This is a genomic window from Cupriavidus sp. FW305-F7 (assembly GCF_058782875.1).
This window is the reverse complement of record NZ_JBYSYC010000043.1, coordinates 1-21,248: the sequence shown is the minus strand read 5'-3', so window position 1 is coordinate 21,248 and position 21,248 is coordinate 1. Positions and strand designations below refer to the sequence as shown.

General features: G+C 66.5%; 16 protein-coding genes. 6 read left to right on the top strand and 10 right to left on the bottom strand.

Translation table 11 applies throughout. The features are described from left to right. Position 1: 1 nt before the first annotated feature. The 5 genes from AC3WL8_RS30830 to AC3WL8_RS30810 are packed head-to-tail and all read left to right on the top strand — an operon-like array spanning position 2 to position 4,961. Complete coding sequence (locus tag AC3WL8_RS30830) at positions 2–1,225, top strand: CaiB/BaiF CoA transferase family protein (RefSeq protein ID WP_013952349.1); 1,224 nt, start codon at positions 2–4, stop codon at positions 1,223–1,225. Continuing rightward, entirely contained in the window at positions 1,222–1,683 is a 462-nt protein-coding gene (locus AC3WL8_RS30825; protein WP_013952348.1) for a MaoC family dehydratase, read from the top strand. The genes AC3WL8_RS30830 and AC3WL8_RS30825 overlap by 4 nt, the downstream gene beginning before the upstream one ends. Positions 1,684–1,733: 50 nt before the next feature. After that, positions 1,734–2,723, top strand: a complete 990-nt coding sequence (locus tag AC3WL8_RS30820; RefSeq protein WP_153955478.1) for a tripartite tricarboxylate transporter substrate binding protein — start codon at positions 1,734–1,736, stop codon at positions 2,721–2,723. Positions 2,724–2,763: 40 nt separating this feature from the next. After that, positions 2,764–3,924 (top strand): acyl-CoA dehydrogenase family protein, encoded by a 1,161-nt coding sequence (locus AC3WL8_RS30815; protein ID WP_013952346.1) that lies wholly within the window; start codon positions 2,764–2,766, stop codon positions 3,922–3,924. A gap of 38 nt (positions 3,925–3,962) precedes the next feature. Continuing rightward, the gene (locus tag AC3WL8_RS30810) at positions 3,963–4,961 is read left to right on the top strand and encodes an acyl-CoA dehydrogenase family protein (protein ID WP_211979714.1); all 999 of its coding nucleotides are present in this window, start codon (positions 3,963–3,965) and stop codon (positions 4,959–4,961) included. A 31-nt stretch (positions 4,962–4,992) separates the two neighbouring features. On the opposite strand, the gene AC3WL8_RS30805 is transcribed toward AC3WL8_RS30810, so the two are convergent. The 8 genes from AC3WL8_RS30805 to AC3WL8_RS30770 all read right to left on the bottom strand — a co-directional run bounded on the left by AC3WL8_RS30805 (position 4,993) and on the right by AC3WL8_RS30770 (position 16,211). Beyond that, positions 4,993–6,546 carry a SpoVR family protein gene (locus tag AC3WL8_RS30805; protein WP_013952344.1) on the bottom strand — a complete coding sequence of 518 codons (1,554 nt, stop codon included), beginning with the start codon at positions 6,544–6,546 and terminating at the stop codon, positions 4,993–4,995. A gap of 135 nt (positions 6,547–6,681) precedes the next feature. After that, complete coding sequence (locus AC3WL8_RS30800) at positions 6,682–7,944, bottom strand: YeaH/YhbH family protein (protein ID WP_013952343.1); 1,263 nt, start codon at positions 7,942–7,944, stop codon at positions 6,682–6,684. Positions 7,945–7,981: 37 nt separating this feature from the next. Continuing rightward, positions 7,982–9,904: a PrkA family serine protein kinase gene (locus tag AC3WL8_RS30795; RefSeq protein WP_013952342.1), complete on the bottom strand. Its 1,923-nt coding sequence runs from the start codon at positions 9,902–9,904 to the stop codon at positions 7,982–7,984. A gap of 426 nt (positions 9,905–10,330) precedes the next feature. Next, positions 10,331–11,518, bottom strand: a complete 1,188-nt coding sequence (locus AC3WL8_RS30790) for an acyl-CoA dehydrogenase family protein (RefSeq protein ID WP_041228807.1) — start codon at positions 11,516–11,518, stop codon at positions 10,331–10,333. Positions 11,519–11,649: 131 nt separating this feature from the next. Then, positions 11,650–12,429 (bottom strand): enoyl-CoA hydratase/isomerase family protein, encoded by a 780-nt coding sequence (locus AC3WL8_RS30785; RefSeq protein ID WP_013952340.1) that lies wholly within the window; start codon positions 12,427–12,429, stop codon positions 11,650–11,652. A 24-nt stretch (positions 12,430–12,453) separates the two neighbouring features. Next, complete coding sequence (locus tag AC3WL8_RS30780; protein WP_153955476.1) at positions 12,454–13,437, bottom strand: Bug family tripartite tricarboxylate transporter substrate binding protein; 984 nt, start codon at positions 13,435–13,437, stop codon at positions 12,454–12,456. Between the two features lie 34 nt (positions 13,438–13,471). Beyond that, a complete protein-coding gene (locus AC3WL8_RS30775) occupies positions 13,472–15,184 on the bottom strand; it encodes a long-chain fatty acid--CoA ligase (protein WP_153955475.1) in 1,713 nt (570 codons plus the stop codon). Positions 15,185–15,218: 34 nt separating this feature from the next. Next, a complete protein-coding gene (locus tag AC3WL8_RS30770; RefSeq protein WP_492379551.1) occupies positions 15,219–16,211 on the bottom strand; it encodes a tripartite tricarboxylate transporter substrate binding protein in 993 nt (330 codons plus the stop codon). 318 nt (positions 16,212–16,529) lie between these two features. Here AC3WL8_RS30770 and AC3WL8_RS30765 point away from each other — a divergent pair, with 318 nt between their 5' ends. After that, positions 16,530–17,711 carry an AraC family transcriptional regulator gene (locus AC3WL8_RS30765; protein WP_492379550.1) on the top strand — a complete coding sequence of 394 codons (1,182 nt, stop codon included), beginning with the start codon at positions 16,530–16,532 and terminating at the stop codon, positions 17,709–17,711. Between the two features lie 73 nt (positions 17,712–17,784). Here AC3WL8_RS30765 and AC3WL8_RS30760 read toward each other — a convergent pair whose 3' ends face one another. Continuing rightward, positions 17,785–19,137, bottom strand: a complete 1,353-nt coding sequence (locus tag AC3WL8_RS30760; RefSeq protein WP_153955474.1) for a TolC family outer membrane protein — start codon at positions 19,135–19,137, stop codon at positions 17,785–17,787. Between the two features lie 166 nt (positions 19,138–19,303). Beyond that, on the bottom strand, positions 19,304–21,248 hold a 1,945-nt coding region (locus AC3WL8_RS30755; RefSeq protein ID WP_492379549.1), incomplete at its 5' end, for a VCBS domain-containing protein.

Below are 21,248 nucleotides of genomic sequence, written 5' to 3'. Positions count from 1 at the left end.
CATGCTGCCGCTTGCAGGCATCCGCGTGGTCGACCTGTCCACGGTGGTGATGGGGCCGTATGCCAGCCAGTGGCTGGCCGACCTTGGCGCAGAGGTGATCAAGGTCGAGCCGCCCGAGGGCGATTCCACGCGCCGCACCGGCCCCGCCGCCGAGCCCGGCATGGCGGCCATTTTCCTGGGCGTGAACCGCAGCAAGCGCAGCGTGGTCCTGGACCTGAAGCAGCCGGCTGCGCAGGCCGCTCTGGACCGCGTGCTGGCCGGCGCCGACGTGCTGATGCACAGCATGCGCCCGCAGAAGCTGGCCGCGCTGGGGCTGGCGCCTGACGACGTGCGGGCGCGCCACCCGGAGCTGGTCTTTGTCAGCCTGCTCGGCTTTGCCGAGGATGGCCCCTATGGCGGCCGGCCAGCGTACGACGACATCATCCAGGGCCTGTCCGGCAATGCCGCGCTGATGGCGGCGCAAACCGGCGACAGCCGCTACTTCCCCACCATCGCCGCGGACAAGACCAGCGGGCTGGTGGCAGCGCTGTCGGTCTGCGCGGCGCTGGCCGGGCGCGCCAGGCGCAATGCCGACGGCAGCACCGGCCACGGCACGCTGGTCGAGGTGCCGATGTTCGAATCCATGGTCGCCTTCAACCTGGTCGAGCACTTCTACGGCCGCCATTTCGAGCCGCCGCGCGGCCCCAGCGGCTACCCCCGCGTGCTGGCGCCGCTGCGCCGCCCGTACCGCAGCGCCGACGGCTATGTCTGCATGATGCCGTACACCGATGTGCATTGGCGCGACTTCTTTCACGCCGCCGATCGCCCCGGGCTGGCCGCCGATGCGCGCTTTGCCGATATCGCGGCACGCACGCGGCATATCGAGACGCTGTACGAGCTCACCGGCGAAATCGTGCTGGGACAGACCACTGCGCACTGGGTGGAGCTGTGCGAACGCCTGCAGATCCCGGTGGCGCGCATTAATGAACTCGACGATCTGCCGGCCGATCCGCACCTGGTCGCCACCGGCTTCTTCGAAACCGTCGAAGACCCGGCCATGGGCACGTTGCGTTTTCCCGGCGCGCCGGTGCGCTTCGACAGCCAGCGCGCGCCGCTGGGCATCCCGCCGCGGCTGGGCGAGCACACCGGGAGCGTGCTGGCGCAGGCGGGACTATCCGCAGAAGCGATCGCGCAATTGCAACAAAGCGGTGCCGCACGCTGCGCACCCGCCAAGGAGACACCATGACGCATGCAGAACTGCCCCGCCTCGGCCAGGGCTTCTACTGGCAAGACCTGCAGGAAGGCCAGGCCTTCCGCACCTTCGCCCGCACCGTGACCGAGACCGACCTGGTCAATTTCATCTCCGTCACCGGCATGGTCGAGGCCATCTTCATCGAAGCCGGCTATGACGGTGGCGCCATCCAGGGCCGGCCGGTACCGGCGGCGCTGACCTACACGCTTATCGAGGGCTTTATCCTGCAGACCATGATCCAGGGCACCGGGCTGGCCATGCTGGAACTGACACAACAGATCCACGCGCCCGTGATGGTGGGCGACACCATCCACGCCACCGTGACCGTGACCGGCATCCGCCCGACCTCGCGCAGCGGACGCGCCGTGGTGGATTCGCGCATCGAGGTATTCAACCAGCGCGGTGAGCAGGTCATGACCTACACCGCGCGCCGGTTGCTGGCGGGACGCTGAACCCACGGCGGCACCCGCCGCGTGGCTGCATGGACGGAGGAGACAAGCACATGAAGGCAAAGACTTTCATCACGACACTGGCTGCCGCGGCAGCCATCGTATTGCCGGCGGTGCTGGCGCAGCCGGCGGCGGCCGCCGATGCCGCCTATCCGTCGCACCCGATCCGCATGGTGGTGCCGTTCCCGCCGGGCGGCCCGACCGACCTGGTGTCGCGCGTGATCGCACGGCGCATGAGCGAGGCGCTCGGCCAGCAGGTGCTGGTCGACAACCGGCCCGGCGCCAACGGCAATATCGGCGCGGAGATTGTCGCCAAGGCGCCGCCCGACGGCTATACGGTGCTGTACAACACCTCGTCGATCGCGCTGAGCCCGGCGCTCTACCACAAGCTCAGCTACGACGTGAAACGCGATTTCGCGCCGGTGGCGCTGACGGCGATGGTGCCGCTGGTGCTGGAGGTCAACGCGCAGCTGCCGGTACAGAACGTGAAAGAGTTCATCCAGTACCTGAAGGCCAACCCCGACAAGCTCACCTATGGCTCGGCCGGCAACGGCAACGTGACGCACCTGGCGGCCTTCATGTTCCTGCAGGCCAACGGTCTGTCGGCGGTGCACGCGCCCTACAAGGGCAGCGCACCGGCGCTGACCGACCTGGCCAGCGGACAGGTGCAGTTCATGGCCGACACCATCAATTCATCGCTGCCCTTCATCCGCGACAAGCGCATGCGCGCGCTGGCAGTCACCAGCACCACGCGCAGCGCCCAGTTGCCGGACGTGCCGACCCTTGCCGAAACCGTGCAGCCGGGCTTCGAGGTCGGCGCCTGGCAGGGCATGATGGTGCCGGCCAGGACACCGGCCGAGATCGTGCGCAAGCTCAATGCCGCCGCCACCAAGGCGCTGGCCCACCCCGAGACGCGCGCAAGCCTGGCCGCGCAGGGTGCGGAGCCGCGCGGGTCGACCCCGGAGGCCTACGCCGCCTACCTCAGCGCGGAAATGACGCGCTGGCAGAAGGTCGTGAAGGATTCAGGCGCGACGCTGGACTGAGACCACTGCCACCAGCCAATACCAGACACAGGATTTCACCGTGACCGCATTGCTTTCCACCTTCAGCCTGACCTCCCTGCCGCCGCACGCCGTGGCGTTCCGCGGCAAGGTGCGGGCCTTTCTCGATGCACACCTGCCCGCGCTGCCGCCGGAAACGCGCGCGCGCTCGTGGATGGGGTTCGATGCCGCCTTCAGCCGGGCACTGGCCGCGCGCGGCTGGGTCGGCATCACGCTGCCGGCGCAGTTCGGCGGCGCGGGCCTGGACCCGTTTTCGCGTTTCGTGCTGGTGGAAGAACTGCTGGCCTGCGGCGCGCCGGTGTCGGCGCACTGGATCGCCGACCGCCAGAGCGGCCCGCTGATCCTGCGCTACGGCAACGACGCGCAGAAGGCGCGCTACCTGCCGGCGATCAGCCGCGGCGAGGCCTTCTTCTGCATTGGCATGAGCGAGCCCAACTCCGGCTCGGACTTGGCCAGCGTGGCCACGCGCGCGGTGCGCCAGGCGGACGGCAGCTGGCGCCTGAACGGCCGCAAGATCTGGACGACCAATGCCGACCGCTGCCACCTCATGATCGCGCTGGTGCGCACCTCGGGCACGCCGCAGGACCGGCAGACCGGGCTGTCGCAGTTCATCGTCGACCTGCACGCACCGGGCGTCACGGTGCGGCCGATCCACGACCTGGCGGGCGATGCGCACTTCTCCGAAGTCACCTTCGACGACGTGGCGCTGGCCCCGGACACGCTGGTCGGCCAGGAAGGCAGCGGCTGGGAGCAGGTCAACGCGGAGCTGGCGTTCGAGCGCAGCGGCCCCGAGCGCCTCTATTCCAGCGTGGTGCTGCTCGACACCTGGCTCGACGCCATGCGCCGGCTGCCGCCGGCACGGCGCGACACGGTGACCGCGGGCCGGCTCGCCGGCCACCTGGCGGTGCTGCGCGCCATGTCGCTGGCCGTCACGTCGCGGCTCGCCGCCGGTGAAAGCCCGGTGGTGGAGGCCGCGCTGGTGAAGGACCTGGGCACAACCTTCGAGCAGTCGATTCCGGCACTGGTGGAAGCCGCGCTCGGCGATGAACCCGCGCTGGCGGCCGATGGGGCGCTGTACCGCACCCTGGCCTATGTCACGCAGATCGCGCCGTCGTACTCGTTGCGCGGCGGCACCCGCGAAATCCTGCGCGGCATGATCGCGCGCGGACTCGGCCTGCGCTGAATCCGCCTCCGTCGACCGCCATCCTGAACGAGATACCCATGCATAACGACTACTCCGACGCCCTCGACGCGCTGCTGCGCGACTGCTGCCCGCCCGCCACCGTGCGCGCGCTGGAACAGCAGGCCGACCCGCAGCCGCTGTGGCAAGCGCTGCTGGAAAGCGGCTTTGCCGATTGCCTGCTGCCCGAATCCGCCGGCGGCGCCGCGCTGCCGCTGCGCGAGCTGGCGCCGGTGCTCTTTGTCACCGGCCGCCACGCCTTGCCGCTGCCGCTGGCGCAGACCATCTTTGCGCGCGCGCTGCTGCAGGCGCATGGCATCGCCCTGCCCGCCGGCCCGGTCGCACTCGCCGGCTTTGAAGACGGCGCCGGCGCTGCGCTGGTGGCCGACGCCCGCCATGCGCAGTGGTTCCTGCTGCAGGATGGCGAACGTTGCCTGCTGCTGGCGGCGGCCGACGCCCGCGCCGAAGCGACCGGCGCCCATCACGACCTGACGCTGCGCGTGCCGCGCCCTGACGCCTCGGCGCCAGCGGACTTTGCACTGCCCGCCGGCACCCTGCGCACGCTGGGCGCCTGCCTGCACACGGCGCAACTGGCCGGCGCGCTGTCGCACGTGCTCGACCTCACGCTGCAGTACGCCAACGACCGCCAGCAGTTCGGGCGCGCCATCGGCAAGTTCCAGGCGATCCAGCACCAGGTCAGCGAGATGGCCGAGCACGTTGCCGCGGCACGCGTGGCGGCGCAGCTTGCCTGCGACAGCGGCACCGGCACGCCCGACCGGCTGCGCGCGGCCATCGGCAAGCTGCGCGCCAGCGACGCGGTCACGCCGGTGGCCGCCATCGCCCACGCCGTGCACGGCGCCATCGGGATCACGGAGGAATACGACCTGCAGCTCTATACGCGCCGGCTGCATGCGTGGCGCATGGCGGACGGGTCGGAGCGCTGGTGGAGCCGGGTGCTGGGCGAGGCGGTGTGCGCCAGCGCCGGCCGCAACGCGGTGGAGCTGGTGCGCGAATGGTGCGAGCCCGCGCCCGCCGCCTGAGCGGCGGGGCTTAACCCCGGCAATTGCGGGATCAGGCGGCCAGGCTGAGGCCGCCGCCGTGTGGGCGGCGGTGGCGCCGTTCCGGCTTGCACTCGTACTTCAGCTCGGTGCGGCCGTCCTCGTAGGCCACCTCGAGCCGAACGGTGAAGCCCCACAGCCGGGTCACGTGCCGGATCACTTCGTCGAAGTTGTGCGCCAGCGGCCGGCGGTCGTTCTGCAGGTGCCGCAGCGTCAGCGAGCGGTCGCCGCCGACGTCGACATTGGTGACCTGGATATTGGGCTCCATGCTGGAGAGGTCATATTGCGCCGCCATCAGCTGGCGGATCGCGCGGTAGCCTTCATCGTTGTGGATCGCGGTGACGCGCAGCTTGCCTTCGCGGTCATCGTCCAGCACCGAGAACAGCTTCAGCTCGCGGATCACGCGCGGCGACAGGAACTGCAGCAGGAAGCTCTCGTCCTTGAAGTTGCGCATGGCAAAGTCCAGCGTCTTGCGCCAGTCGCTGCCGGCGAATTCCGGAGCCCAGCGGTAGTCTTCTTCGGTCGGGTTTTCGCACATGCGGCGCAGGTCCTGGAACATCAGGAAACCAACCGTGTAGGGGTTCATGCCGCTGTAGTAGGGGCTGTTGTACGGCGGCTGGTAAATCACGTTGGTATGCGCCTGCAGCAGCTCCATCATGAACGCATCGTTGACCAGCTTTTCCTCGTACAGCTGGTTGATGATGGTGTAGTGCCAGAACGTGGCCCAGCCTTCGTTCATGACCTTGGTCTGGCGCTGCGGATAGAAGTACTGCGCGATCTTGCGCACGATGCGCACGATCTCGCGCTGCCACGATGCCAGCTTGGGCGCGTTCTTCTCGATGAAGTACAGCAAGTTCTCCTGCGGCTCCGGCGGGAAGATGATTTCCCCCTCGGACGCGTCGTCGTCCGACGCCAGCGCATGCGGCCGGCTCTTGGGCAGGGTGCGCCACAGGTCGTTGACCTGCATCTGCAGGTAGTTCTCGCGATCGGCCTGGCGCGCCTTCTCTTCGGTGATGGACAGCTTCTTGGGGCGCTTGTAGCGGTCCACGCCGTAGTTCTGCAAGGCGTGGCAAGAGTCCAGCAGCAGTTCCACCTCGCGTTCGCCGTAACGCTGCTCGCACTCGGCCACGTAGTTCTTGGCAAACAGCAGGTAGTCCACGATGGCGTCCGCGTTGGTCCAGGTGCGGAACAGGTAGTTGCCCTTGAAGAAGGCGTTGTGGCCGTAGCAGGCGTGCGCGATCGTCAGCGCCTGCATCGGCATGGTGTTCTCCTCCATCAGGTAGGCGATGCAGGGATTGGAGTTGATGACGATCTCGTAGGCCAGCCCCATGTGGCCGCGCTGGTAGCTGCGCTCGGACGCCAGGAAGTGCTTGCCGTAGGACCAGTGGCTGTAGCCGACCGGCAGCCCTGCCGACGCGTAGGCGTCGAGCATCTGCTCGGCGGTGATGATCTCAATCTGGTTGGGATAGGTATCCAGCCCGAATTCGCCGGCGATGCGGGCGATCTCGCGGTCATACCGTTTGATCAGCTCGAAGGTCCATTCCGAACCCGTGGAGAGATAAGCCATCTTCGCCCCTTGTTGCCCGGGCAAGGCGCCAGACCCCTCCCGCGCGCACGGCATCGCCGCGCCGCGTGGTCCGCGTTGCCTCGCCATTTGCCTTCACTGTGGCCCGCCGCAAGGAAGGCCAGGACCGGCGCCACCCTATGCTGCGCGCTTCTGGAACAGGTCGTGCAGCACCGGGTAGATCTCGTCCGCGCCGATGATGCGCTGCATCGCAAAGTGGTCGAACTGTCCCTTGACCGTCAGATACTCTTCCCAGAGGTTCTGCGGCTCTTCCGATGCGACTTCAACATATGCATAGTACTGCACCAGTGGCAGGATCGAGTCGCGCAGCAGGCGTCCGCACAACTCGGAATCACCAGCCCAGTTATCCCCGTCTGACGCCTGCGCGCAGTAGATGTTCCACTGGCTTGGCGGATAGCGGTCGTGGATCACTTCCACCATCAGCTTCAGCGCACTGGACACCACGGTACCACCGGACTCGCGCGAGTGGAAGAAGTCTTCCTCATCGACTTCCTTCGCCACCGTGTGATGGCGAATGAACACGACGTCGATGCGCTCGTAGTTGCGCTTCAGGAACAGGTACAGCAGCATGAAGAAGCGCTTGGCCAGGTCCTTGCGGCTCTCGTCCATCGAGCCGGACACGTCCATCAGGCAGAACATCACCGCCTGGGCCTGCGGGCGCTTCTTCAGCACGCGGTTGTTGTAGCGCAGGTCGAGCTTCTCGATAAAGGGCACGCGGTCGATGCAGGCACGCAGGTGCCGCATCTTCTCCATCACCTCGAGCGTGCCTTCGGCATAGGGGCCGTCCTTTTCCAGCGCCTCGCTGTATTCCAGCTCCAATTCGCGCAGGCGCTTCTGGTAAGGGCTGGACAAGGCGATGCGCCGCCCCAGCGAACTGCGCATGGTGCGCAGGACCGACAGGTTGGCAGGCGTGCCGTCGATGGAAAAGCCGGCGCGCACCTTGCGCACCTCGGCGATCTTGGCGAGGTGGCGCTTGGCCAGGTCCGGCAGCGCCATGTCCTCGAAGAAGAAGTTCAGGAAATCCTCGCGCGACAGCGTGAAGACGAAATCGTCTTCGCCTTCGCCGCTGTCGCTGGCCCGCGAACCGGTCCCGCCACCGCCCTGCTGCTGGCGGTCGAAGGAATCACCCTTGACGAACTTCTTGTTGCCAGGGTGAATCCACTCGCGCCGCCCGCCCGGGCCGTGGTGGAAGATCGGTTCGGAGATGTCCTTGACCGGAATGGACACCTGGCCGCTCTGCTCGATGTCCATGATCTTCCGGCCGGACACCGCCTTTGCCACCGCCTGCCGTATCTGCTCGCGGTAGCGCTTGATGAAACGTTGCTGGTTGACGGCACTCTTGTTGCCGCCGTTCTCGCGCCGATCGATGACCGTAGCCATAAGTTGCCCTCGTTGAGAGACCTGTTCCGCGGCGCCGTTACGATGACTTTCTTACGCGCAGATACCACTCCACCAGAAGTCTCACTTGCTTGGGCGTGTACCCCTTCTCGACCATGCGGTTGACGAAGTTCTCGTGCTTGTCCTGGTCTTCGCGCGAAGACTTGGCGTTGAACGAGATCACCGGCAGCAGGTCCTCCGTAGTGGAGAACATGCGCTTCTCGATCACCATCCGCAGCTTTTCATAGCTGGTCCAGACCGGATTCTTGCCACTGTTGTTGGCCCGTGCCCGCAGCACGAAGTTGACGATCTCGTTGCGGAAGTCCTTCGGGTTCGAGATACCCGCGGGCTTCTCCACCTTCTCAAGCTCGTCGTTCAGCGCGTTGCGGTCGAGGATCTCGCCGGTGTTGGGATCACGGTACTCCTGGTCCTGGATCCACAGGTCGGCGAACACCACATAGCGGTCGAAGATGTTCTGCCCATACTCCGAATACGACTCCAGATAGGCAGTCTGGATCTCCTTGCCGATGAACTCCACGAACGGCGTGGTCAGGTACTCCTTGATGTAAGACAGCAGCTTGGATTCCTGCTCCGGCGGGAACTGCTCGCGCTCGATCTGCTGTTCGAGCACATACAGCAGGTGCACCGGGTTGGCCGCCACTTCGGTGTTGTCGAAGTTGAAGACCTTGGACAGGACCTTGAACGCAAAGCGCGTCGACAGCCCGTTCATGCCTTCGTCGATGCCGGCGTAGTCGCGGTACTCCTGGTACGACTTCGCTTTCGGATCCACGTCCTTCAGGCTCTCGCCGTCATAGACGCGCATCTTAGAGAAGACATTGGAGTTCTCGGGCTCCTTGATGCGGGTGAGCACCGCGAACTGCGCCATCATCTTCAGCGTGTTGGGCGCGCACGGCGCGGCCGACAGCGAACTGCTGCGCAGCAGCTTGTCGTAGATCTTCACCTCGTCGGACACTCGCAGCACGTACGGCACCTTGACGATATAGATCCGGTCCAGGAAAGCCTCGTTGTTCTTGTCCGCCTTGAAGGTCGTCCACTCCGCCTCGTTCGAGTGCGCCAGGACGATGCCATCGAACGGGATCGCGCCGAAGCCCTCGGTGCCCTTGTAGTTGCCTTCCTGCGTTGCCGTCAGCAGCGGGTGCAGGACCTTGATCGGCGCCTTGAACATTTCAACGAACTCAAGCAGGCCGCGGTTGGCCAGGCAGAGCCCGCCGGAATACGAGTAGGCGTCCGGATCGTCCTGCGGAAAATCTTCCAGCTTGCGGATGTCGACCTTGCCGACCAGCGAGGAAATATCCTGGTTGTTTTCGTCGCCAGGCTCGGTCTTCGAGATCGCAATCTGCGACAGCACCGAAGGGCGCAGCTTGACCACCCGGAACCTGGTGATATCGCCGTTGAACTCGTGCAGGCGCTTGACCGCCCAGGGCGAGGCAATAGTGTTCAGATACCGGAGCGGAATGCCGTAGTCCTCTTCCAGGATCTTGCCGTCTTCCTCTGGCGCGAACAGCCCCAGCGGCGATTCATGGATCGGCGAACCCTTGAGCGCGTAGATGGGGATCTCCTCCATCAGCGCCTTGAGCTTTTCAGCGAGCGAGGACTTGCCACCGCCCGGGGGCCCGAGCAGGTAGAGGATCTGCTTGCGCTCTTCCAGGCCCTGCGCCGCGTGCTTGAAGAACGAGACGATCTGTTCGATCGTGTCCTCCATGCCGTAGAAGTCGCGGAAGGCCGGATAGATGCGGATGACCTTGTTGAAGAACAGGCGGGACAGCCTGGGGTCGTGGTGGGTATCCACCAACTCAGGCTGGCCGATGGCGGCAAGCATGCGCTCAGCAGCAGTCGCGTAGGCAGTCGGATCCTTCTTGCAGATCTCCAGGTACTCCTGGATGCTGTATTCCTCTTCCTTGCGAGCTTCGAAGCGCGTAGCGTAATGGCCAAAAATGTCCATACCTCACTCCCGTCAGAGTTCACGTCCGAGGCGTGCTACCCCTAAGGCTTCGCGCAACGTTCGCGGCACACCACCCCGGCCTGGCGACCTGTCATGTTGCGAAGTCTTTACTTCATCATAGTCAAATAACGGCGATGGTGGAGTCCGAGTTGACGAATCTTGCATCGATGCAACGGCTGTTTCGTTGCTGCATTTGCTGCATGTTTCGCTTCAGCTTTTGGCTGGATTTCCGCTCGGGCCTTGCCCCCGCACGCGACGGGCCATTGACCATGCTTGTGAAACACCTTACACCTTTCCCGCCATCCGTGCACATCCGGTTTTGTAACCATACGCACGAAGGCCGGCACTGGTGCCGGCTTTCGTTTTTCCGCATTTTCTTACGCGTTTGCACGCACTAGCACGCGGACATTGCTGATAGCGGACGCATCAAAGCGTGCGCGCGACCAGCTCCTTCATGATCTCGTTGGAGCCGCCGAAGATCTTGCTCACGCGTGCGTTCGCATACATACGCGCGATCGGGTATTCAAGCATGTAGCCGTAGCCGCCGTGCAACTGCAGGCACTCGTCGATGACCTGGCAGTTCTGCTGCGTGCACCACCACTTGGCCATGGCGGCCGTGGCAGCGTCGAGCTTGCCGTCCATCAGGCGCAGCATGCAATCGTCGACAAAGGTCGCGGCAATGGTGGCGACCGTCTTGCACTCCGCCAGCTTGAAGCGTGTGTTCTGCAGATCGGCCAGCGGCTGGCCGAACACCTTGCGCTGGCGCACGTATTCGGTGGTCAGCTCGATGGCGCGCTGCATGGTCGCCACGGCACCGAGCGCAATGATCATGCGCTCTTGCGGCAGTTGCTGCATAAGCTGGTAGAAACCCTGCCCTTCCTGCGTGCCCAGCAGGTTGGCGCACGGCACCAGCACGTCGTCGAAGAAGAGCTCGGCGGTGTCCTGCCCTTTCTGCCCGATCTTCTCGAGAATGCGCCCACGACGGAAGCCCGGCAGGTCGCGCGTCTCGACCATGACCAGCGACACGCCGCGCGAACCGGCTTCCGGATCGGTCTTGGCCACCACGCAGACCAGGTCGGCGTGATACCCGTTTGTGATAAAGGTCTTTGCACCGTTTATGCGATAGCAGTCCCCGTTTTCGGTCTGTTCGCGCACCGCGCGGGTGCGTATCGCTTTGAGGTCAGAACCGGCGCCAGGTTCCGACATGGCAATGGCCGCCACCATTTCGCCGCTGGCCATTTGCGGCAGCCATTTCTTCTTCTGCGCTTCCGTGCCGTAGTTGAGCAGGTAATGTGCCACGATGCCGCTGTGCACATTATTGCCAAGGCTGGTGCAGACGGCGCGCGACATTTCCTGGGTGATGACGGCCTCGTGGGCAAAGGTGCCGCCACCGCCGCCGTATTCCTCGGGGATGCTGGCGCACAGCAGCCCGATCTGGCCGGCGCGGCGCCAGACCTCGCGGTCGATATAGCCCTGGTCGGCCCAGCGGGCCTCGTTGGGCGCCAGTTCGCGCTCGATGAAGCGGCGCACGGTTTCCTGGAACATCCCCAGGTCTTCGGTCATCCAGGGGGTCTGGCGTACGGCGGGCGCCGTGTGCTGGTCGTGGGATCCCATATGGTGTGCGGATATCAGGGTAAACGAGAGGAAAAACAGGCGCGCGACGCCGTCCGGCTGGCGCCCGCCTATATAAGTAAAGTAAACGACGGCAGCCGGATGCTGCGGGGCAGCATGACCGGCGCCGCCGCTCAGTCCGGCCAGCGGTAGCGCAGCGGCTGCTTGGCCATGAAGCGGTCGGCAGCCTCGCGGCGATAGGCGGTCGAGAAGGCAATGCCCTGCCCGTCCGCCTCCATCGCCAGCATGGTGTGCAGGTCCTGATTCAGCGAGGCGTTCAGTGCCTGCTTGGTCAGGCCCACCGCCACCGGCGAGGCCTCGGTGAAGGCCTGCGCCAGCGCCCGCGCGCGTTCCTGCAGGCTGTCCGCCGGCACGATTTCCATGACGATGCCAAGGTCTTGCGCGGCCTGGGCGTTCAGCTCGCGCATCGAGAACATCAGCGCCTTGGCCCGCTGCAGGCCGATCATCCGCGGCAGCGTGTAGAGCACGCCACAGTCGGGGATCAGCCCCATGCGCAGGAATGGCAGCCCGAAGCGCGCGCGCGGCGTGGCCAGGATGATGTCGGCCGTCAGCGCCAGGCTGAAGCCCGCGCCATAGGCCGCGCCGTCCACCGCGGCGATGACCGGCACGTCGAGCTGGATCAGGTCTTCCAGCCAGCCGTGCACCTTGTGCAGGCGCTTGCGGCCCTGCTCGGCGTTGATCTCGACCTGCATCGAGCTGATGTCGCCGCCCGACGAGAAATCGGTGCCGGCCGCGGTCAGGATCAGCGCGCGCACGCTGTCGTCGGCGCGTACCCGGCGAATCACTTCGCCGATCTCGTCGCGCATCGGCAAGGACAGCGCGTTCTTGCGTGCCGGCGAGTCCAGCGTCAGCGTCGCGACGCCGTCCTCGACGGCAAAGCGGATGGTTTCCATCGGTGGGCTCCAGGGGGGCGGGTTTCAGTCGAGCTGGATATTGGCGTCTCGCACGATCCTGGCCCACTTGGGGGTGTCGCCGGTGACCACGGCTGCCAGTTCCTGCGGCGTGGACCCGACCGGCTGCAGGCCCATGCCGGCCAGCTTCTGCGTCACTTCGGGCAGGCGCACGATGCGCGCGGCCTCGGCCGCCAGCTTCGCCGTCACATCCTTGGGCGCATTGGCCGGCAGGAACAGCCCGTACCAGCCGTTGGGCTCGAACCCCGGCAGGCCCAGTTCAGTGAAGGTCGCCACATTGGGCAGCGCCTTGTAGCGCTGGGTGCCGGTGATGCCGAGGATCTTGAACTTGTTGCTGCCCAGGTACGGGTTGGCCGAGGTCACATCGACAAAGGCGCTGTCCACCTGGCCGCCGAGCAGGTCGCTCATCAGCGGCGCCGCGCCCTTGTAAGGGATGTGCACGAGGTCGATGCCTGCCTGCTGCTTGAGCAACTCGCCGTGCAGGTGCGACGAGGTGCCGTTGCCGTAGGACCCATAGCTGAGCTTGCCGGCCTTGGCCAGCGCCAGGAACTCGCGCATATTGCTGGCCGGCACGCGGTTGGGCACCACGAACAGATCGGACGACTTGGCGATCAGCGAGACCGGCGTGAAGTCCCTGGCCACGTCGTACGGCGTGCGCTTGTACAGGGCCGGCGACTGGATCAGCGCGGTGATCGCCAGCAGGATGGTATAGCCATCCGCCGGCGCCTTGGCGACGGTGTCGTTGCCCAGCATGCCGCTGGCGCCGGGCTTGTTTTCCACCACCACCGGCTGGCCCAGGCTTTCGGCCAGGCGCTGGCCGATCAGGCGGCCCACGGTGTCGGTGCCGCCGCCGGCGGGGTACGGCACGATCATGCGGATCGGCTTGCCGGGATACGGCTGCTGCGCGAAGGCGCTGCCCGCGCCGCCGAGGATGGCCGCGCCGGCCAGGGTGCCGGCCTGTGCCAGCCAGTTGCGTCTGCTTTGCTGCATGCTGTCTCTCTCTTTGCTGAATTCGCCGCTGGCGTCACGCGCTCGGGTTGTCCGCCTGCATCTCGCGCTCCTGCAAGGCGCGCCACAGGATCTTGCCGGTGGCCGACTTGGGCAGCGCATCGACCACGTCGACGATGCGCGGCACCTTGTACGCGGCCATATGCTCGCGGCACCAGGCCATGATGCGTTCGGGGTCGGCTTCGGCCGTGCCGCGCGCTTCCGGGCGCAGCGCCACGACGGCCTTGACGGTCTCGCCGCGGCGCTGGTCGCGGGCGGCGATCACGCAGGCTTCGTGGATGGCCGGGTGCCCGTACAGCAGGTTCTCCACTTCCGCCGGCCAGACCTTGTAGCCGGACGCGTTGATCATGCGCTTGAGGCGGTCGCGCATGAAGAAGTAGCCTTCCTCATCCATGAAACCGAGGTCGCCGGTGCGCAGGAAGCGCTTGCCGCCGATCTCGATGAAGGTGGCCGCGTTGGCTTCCGGGTTGTGCCAGTAGCCCTGCATCACCTGGCCGCCGTGGACCACGATCTCGCCGGTCTCGCCGTGGGGCAGTTCCTGCAGCGTCTCGGGATCGACCACGCGCGCGTCCACGCCGAAGGTGGCGATGCCCAGGCATTCGCGCTTGGGCTGGTTGCGCGGGTTGGACAGGATGAAGGCCGCGGTCTCGGTCATGCCGTAGGCCTCGACGTAGGGCAGGCCGAAACGCTCCTGCAGCATATTGGCCACCGCTTCGGGCATGGCCGCGCCGCCGCCGCCCACGTAGGCCAGGCTCGACAGGTCACGCGCATCGATGCCCGGCTGGGAGAAGAAGTCCACCATCATCGCCGGCGGCGCGCCCCAGACCGAGACGCGGTAGCGCTCGATCAGGTCCGCGGCCAGCGCGCGGTCCCAGCGCGGCATCAGCACCACGGTGGCGCCCAGGTAGAGCGGCGAGTTCATGCAGTTCTGCATGCCCAGCAGGTGGAACATCGGGGCCACGGCCAGCACCACGGATTCGGGTGTGGCGCCGCGCCAGATCACCGATCCGGCCGCCGCGGTCATCAGCGTGCCGTGGCTATGCATGCAGCCCTTGGGATGTCCGGTGGTGCCGGAGGTATAGGCCAGCATGCACAGCGTGTCGTAGCCGGCCTGGTGCGGCAGCGGCCGGTGCCCGGCGGCGCTGGCCGCGTCCCAGGCCACCGGCATCGCGCCGGACGGCGCAGCCTGCGGCGCGGGCAGCGGTTCGCGCAGCCAGGCCGGCACCGCCAGGCCGCCGTCGTCGCGCAGCATGCCGGCATAGTCGTGCAGGATCACATGGCGCAGCGCCGGGCCGTGCAGCGGCGCCACGCGCTGGTACAGCTCGCTGCCGGCAAAGGCCGCCACCGCGCCGCTGTCCTGCACCACATGGGCAAGTTCGACCTCCAGCCACATCGGGTTGGCCGGGACCACCACGCCTTCGGCGCGCAGGATCGCGTAGTAGGCAATGATGAACTGCGGGCAGTTCTGGCTGAACAGCAGCACCCGGTCGCCCGGCTGGATGCCGCAGGCCTGCTGCAGGTAGCCCGCCATCCGCTCGATCTCGTCCTGCAGCTGGGCGTAGGAGATCGCGGTGCCGAAATACTGGATCGCGGTCTTGTCCGGATAGCGGTGCGCCGCCGCCTCGACGTTGTAGAACAGGCTGGTGCGCGGCGTATGCAGCGCGGCCGGCAGGCCGGGCGGCCAGGCGGGGGAACGGAACGGCTGATTGGTACTTGTAGCAGGCTTCATTTGCAGCAATCGATACGGGTCAGTCGGGAAGAACTCAGTCCAGGCGGATGTTGTTGGTGCGGATGACCTTGCCCCAGCGTGCGTAGTCAGCCTGGACGGTCTGCGCGAACGCATCCGGCGTGCTGCCGGTCAGGACGATGCCCATGTCGTTCATGCGCTTGCGAATGTCCGGCTGGGTCAGGACGCGATTGACGTCGGCCGAGTACTTGTCGACGATGGCCCGGGGCGTGGCGGCAGGCAGGAACAGGCCGAACCATCCCAACCCGTCCATGCCGGCAACGCCCGCTTCGCGAAAGGTCGGCACATCCGGCAACTGCGGCGAGCGGCCGCCGCCGGTCACGGCCAGCGCGCGCAGGCGGCCCGAGGCGTTGTGCGGCTTGGCGCCCATCACCGAGATGATGGCGGCGGGCACCTGGCCGCCCAGCAGGTCGTTCAGCTCCGGCGCCTCACCCTTGTATGACACATGGACCATGTCCAGCTTGGCGGACTCCTTGAAGATCTCGCCGTACAGGTGGCCGCTTGAGCCGGTGCCGTAGGAGCCGTAGGAGAACTGCCTGGGCTTGGCGCGGACCAGCTCGATGAATTCCTTCAGGCTGGTGACCGGCACCGAGTTGTGCACGGCAAAGACCAGGTTGGTGGTGCCCAGCTCCGACACCGCGGCAAAGTCCTTGACCGGGTCCACCGGCGGCTTCGCATACAGGCTGGGTGCCTGCACGAGGGTGGTGATCGTCAGCAATGCGGTATGGCCGTCAGGCTCGGCGCGGGCCACGGCCTCGGACCCGATCATGCTGCTCGCGCCGGGGCGGTTCTCTACCACCACCGGGCGCGACCAGGCCTTGCCAAGCCCGTCGGCAATGGCACGCGCCAGCACGTCGGTGGCGCCGCCGGCCGGGTATGGCACGACGAGCCGGACCGTCTTCGATGGGAATTGCCCCTGGGCGAAGGCGGCAGCTGCACCGAGCACCCCGGCCACGGCCAGCAACCCGGCGCCAAAGCGCCACAACGCACTACGACGATCTGCCTGCATGTGTTGTCTCCATTGTCTTTTTCTGAGGCGGGAACGGGTCTTTGCCCCGTTTCTGGTCCCGTCCGGGCCGGTGCGCCGGCCTTGTATCGGTATCAGCCGCAGAGTGCGCGATGCTGCGGTGCGTGGACAATGACCAGACAGGCCAAAATGATTGGCCGAATCGCTCAGATGGAAGGCAGCCTTTGGCAAATCCCGATTGTGCGGCGCGGTCGCGGCTTGCTAAGGTGGCGAGACGATGTGGCGAAACGTCCGGGAACGCCCGCGGAACCAGCCGTTCCGCGGTGCCGGCGCCGACGCGTCACCGTGATGAGGAGACCCATGCATACCGCTGTCCTGTCATCGCTGCGCCCGCCCGTGCCAGGCAAGCTGCACCTCGCCGGCAGCGCACTGCCGCCGGCGCTCGGGCACGGCCATGTCCCAGGCTGTGCCGAGGCCCCGGCGACCCCGGCGCAGGCCGCGCCACAGGCCTCGGCGCGCCACACCATTGCGATCCAGCATGTGGATCACATTCTGCTGGGCCCGCGCCGGCTGGGCCACGACATTGCCGCGCTGCTACGCCGGGCCGGAATTTCACCGGCGCTGCTGGCCTCGCCCAATGCGCGCGTCACCCAGGGCCAGTACGCGGCGCTGATCCGCACGCTACGCCGCGTCATGCGCGATGAACTGTGGGGGCTGCTGGACCGGCCCGTGACCCCGGGCGTGTTTGCGCAGGCGTGCCGCAATCTGATCCATTGCGCCACGCTGGAAGACGCCATCCGCGCCGGGCTGCGCCTGTACCGGCTGCATATCGACGCCTTCGCGCCACGCCTGCATGTCAGCGCCGACGGCAAGACCGCCTCAGTGGTGCTGCATCCGCGCGCGCCGGCCTCGGCCTGCCGCAGCTTTGCCGAATCGACTTTCGTGTTCCATGCCTACGCACTGCTCAGCTGGCTGGTCGCCAGCCATATCCCGCTGGCGCGGGTCGACCTGAGCGCCGCGCCGTCGCAGGGCGGCCCAGAGACCGAGCGCGTCTTCAAGACCGCGGTACATTACGGGCAGCCTGTCTCCGTGTTGCATTTCGATGCCGCCAGCCTGCGCCTGCCGGTGATGCAGGACGCCGCCAGCCTGCGCGCGTTCCTGCGCGAGACGCCGCGCAACCTGCTGATCCGCTACCGCGACAACAGCTGCCTGGCCGAGCGTATCCGGCAGCACTTGCGTTCCCACCTGGATGACGAACTGCCGTCGCTGGAACAGATGGCGCAGGTGCTGCGGCTCACGCCCCAGACGCTGCGCCGCCGCCTGCGCGACGAGGGCAGCGGCTACCAGAGCATCAAGGACAGCCTGCGCCGCGACGTGGCCATCGGCATGATGGAGCGCCCCGGCATGACGCTGCAGGACGTGGCGCTGCGGCTTGGCTTCTCCGAGCCGAGCACGTTCCACCGGGCCTTCAAGAAATGGACCGGCGTGGCGCCGGGAGAGTATCGGATGCGGGGATTGCGGGGAGAGGCTGTGCCCGGCTGATGCGGGCCGGGTCAGGATCTCCGGTGGCCGGCGGCTAAAGCATGGCTGCCGGATTGCCCGGTACCGTCCCCCCCTACCTCTGTCCCACCGGCGGCGCTGCCCGCTGCCCCACCTGCACCATCCCCGTCTGAGGCGGCGGCACCTGCAGGGTCGCCAATAGCAAGCCCATGCCGGCAAGGATGCGGTACTGGCTGGCCAGTTCGTTGTACTGGCCGGTCACATAGGCCGTGCGGGCGCTGAAGTACTCGTTCTCGGCATTCAGCAGGTCAAGCAGGCTGCGCTGCCCGATCCGGAATTGCTTGCCGTAGCTGACGCGCGTGGCGTCGCTGGCCTCCACGTATTGCTTGAGGCTCACCAGCCGGTCCTGCGCCGTCAGGTGGGCGTTATAGGCCTGCGATACGGCCTCCTGCACCTGCCTGCGCAGCCGGTCCAGGTTCTGCTCTGCTTCCTGGACCTGGTAGCCGGCCTCGTTGATGCGCGCCTTGTCGGCGTTGCCGCGAAACAGGTTGTAGCGCACGCGCAGCATCACGCTGCGCTCGTCGGTGGTGCCGAGCACGCGGTCGCGGTCGCGCGCCACGCCGACCTCGAGATCCAGCCTTGGCCACAACGCGGACTTGGCCAGCGAACGTCCGGCCAGGGCTTCGGCGATATCGGCCTGCCCAGCACCCAGCGCGGGGTGATTGGCGTTTGCCACCTGCTGCGCCTCCCGTTCGGTGGCAGGCAGCAGCGTCGACAGCGAGTCCGGCCTGGACAAGGCCTCCGGCGGCGCGCCGACCACGCGCAAGTAGGCTGTCATGGCGTCCTGCAAGCTGCCCTGCTCCGCCCGCAGGCTGGCCTTGGCCAGCGCCAGGCGGCTTTCGACCTGATAGAGATCGGCGCGGCGCAGCACCCCGTTGTCGGCGCCAAGCCGGATCTGGTCATAGATGTGCTGGTGCGCTTCCAGATTGGCCAGGCCGATGACCACCGTTTCCTGACGCCGCAGGACCTCCACATAGACGCCGACCGTGCGCAGCGCGATGTCTTCGGCAGTCGCGCCGACCCGGTAGGCCGCACCGTCGATCCGTGCGCCCTGGCGCTCCACATCGCTGCTGGTGGCGAAGCCGTCGAACAGCATCTGCGAGATCGTAACGCCGGCCGCATGACTGGCATAGGAAGAGTCGGACAGGCCCATCAGCCGGGTGCTGTGGCTGTCCAGGCGTACGCGACCGGTGGCGGCATTGACATCGACCCGCGGCAGGTAACCGGCGCGCGCCTGCGTCAGCCCCTCGTCCGCGGCCAGCCGGCGGCTGCCCGCCGCCAGCACTTCGGGATTGGTATGCACGGCTTGCTCGACTGCCTGGCGCAGCGCCTGGGCTGCCGCGTGATGCGGCACCACCATGGCGGCCCATAGCAGTACATGTGCCAGCCGGCACCATGTCGTTGTCATGCTTCCCCCACTCGGGCGCACCCGCTGCCGCGTATCACGCTGGCCGGCGCCTGCGTGAGACGGGAAGCGGTGCGCTACCCGTTTATTATGGTTTTCAACTGCGCCGGATTCCGGCTTTACTGCTGCCCTGCATTTCCCTCTCTGAATCCGCCACCGATCGCACGCCTCAGGCGGTGTGGATATTGCCGTTGCTCAACAACGTGTTGAGATCGAGCCCGACCACGCCCTGCAGCACCGCCACGTCCTGGAATGCAGCCGCCGTGCCACTGCCATCCCGATCCAGGCTGACGACGGTGTTGCCATCGACTTCCGACAGGCGAATGAACTGCCCGGCATTGGCAGCTGTGACGGTGACGCCGGAAAGCAGGTCGGACAAATCCAGCACATCGCCGCCCGCGGCCACGGGCGCCCGGTCAAAATCGGTGACCTTGTCCACCGAGGCCGAGTCGGCCCGGAGAAAGGCGAACGTATCACTGCCTGCACCGCCGGTGAGGGTGTCGACACCCGCACCGCCAATCAGGGTGTCGTTGCCGCCGCCACCAGTCAGGTTGTCATCGCCGGCGCCGCCCCGCAGCACGTCGATGCCACTCGAGCCAATCAGGTTGTCGTTGAAAGCCGAACCGATCACGCCTTCCATGTTCTTGTAGCTGTCGGTGCCAAGGCCGACCGCAACCAGGTTCAGCGCCGTGGCACTGCTGCTCTGTGTCAGAGTGAGCGAGATCGCGCCGGTGGCATCGGAGAAATCCAGCAGATCGATGCCTGCACCGCCGTCGATGGTGTCATTGCCCGCGCCGGCGCGAATGATGTCGCCGGACGAGCTGCCGGTCAGTGTGTCACTGAAGCGCGAACCGATCACGCCTTCCATATTGCTGTAGGTATCCCGGTCCAGGCCGACGCTGGTCAGGTTGACGAGGGTGCCGCTGCCGCTCTGGGTCAGGGTAAAGGTGACAGCGCCGCTCGCATCCGAGAAGTCCAGCATGTCGATGCCGGTGCCGCCGTCGAGCGTGTCGTCGCCTATGCCACCGCGCAGCACGTCGTCGCCGGTGCCGCCCTTGAGCGTATCGGCGGCGTTGCCGCCAATAAAGACGTCGCCGGTGGCGCCGCCCGTGAGCGCATCGGAGTTGCTGCCGCCATCCAGGTAGGAAGCCTGGTAGTTCAGGCCCGCCAGCGACACGTCGGCCGACCCGTTGGTCGACGAGACATTGACCGTGACGGTAGCCGTACTGGTGCCGCCCGCACCATCGTAAATGGTGTAGCTGAAGCTGCCCGACGCCCCGTTGTCGGTGTTGAACATGACGTAGCTGTTATTGGTCCCCGGCGCGAACGCCAGGTTGCTGACCGCGCCCGTGGCAGACCCCAGCGCAATCACCGACAAGGCCATGCCATCGACATCGCCGTCATTGCCAAGCAGTGCGCTGACAGGGATCAGGATGCCGTTGGTATTGTTCGAGGCGTAGATCACGTCCGCTGCCGCCACTGGTGCGTCATTGACCGGATTGATTGCAATCGCGACCGAGTCGCTATCGACCGAGGCGCCATCGCTGGTCTGCATCTGCAGCGTGGCTGCGCCCGCATAGTCCTTGTCACCGACGAAACGCAAGCCGTTCAGCGCGGCATTGATCGCCGCGTCACTGCCCGTGAACGTCATGGTGCTGTCCGAGGTGCCGTCGCCCGCCAGGAACTGCAGCCCCGCGAAGCCGTTCAGGCTGATCGTGCCGGAGGTCGCACTGAGCGTCACGGTATGGCTGCCGTTGTCCACGTCAGAGATGCTGAGGGCGTTGCCATTGGTGGTGCTGAATACCAGCGGCGCGTCTTCGTTGACTACCTGTGCCGTGGGCATGGCGTTCACAGCAGCATCGTTGGCGCCGGTGATGTTGACTGTGATTGCCTGGGTGGCGGTGAGATCGGCCGATTGCACGGACAGCGAGTCGGTCACATGCTGGCCTGCGGCGAGAAACTGCACCTTGCTGTTGTCGAGCGTGTAGGTCCAGGCCCCGGTGTTGGTGTCGAAGGTGAAGGTGCCGTACTGTCCTGCCAGGCTCTCCGGCGCCACCGCGGCGAAGTGTGCTTCACCGGTATCGACGTCAGTGACCGTCAGCTTGCCGCTGGCG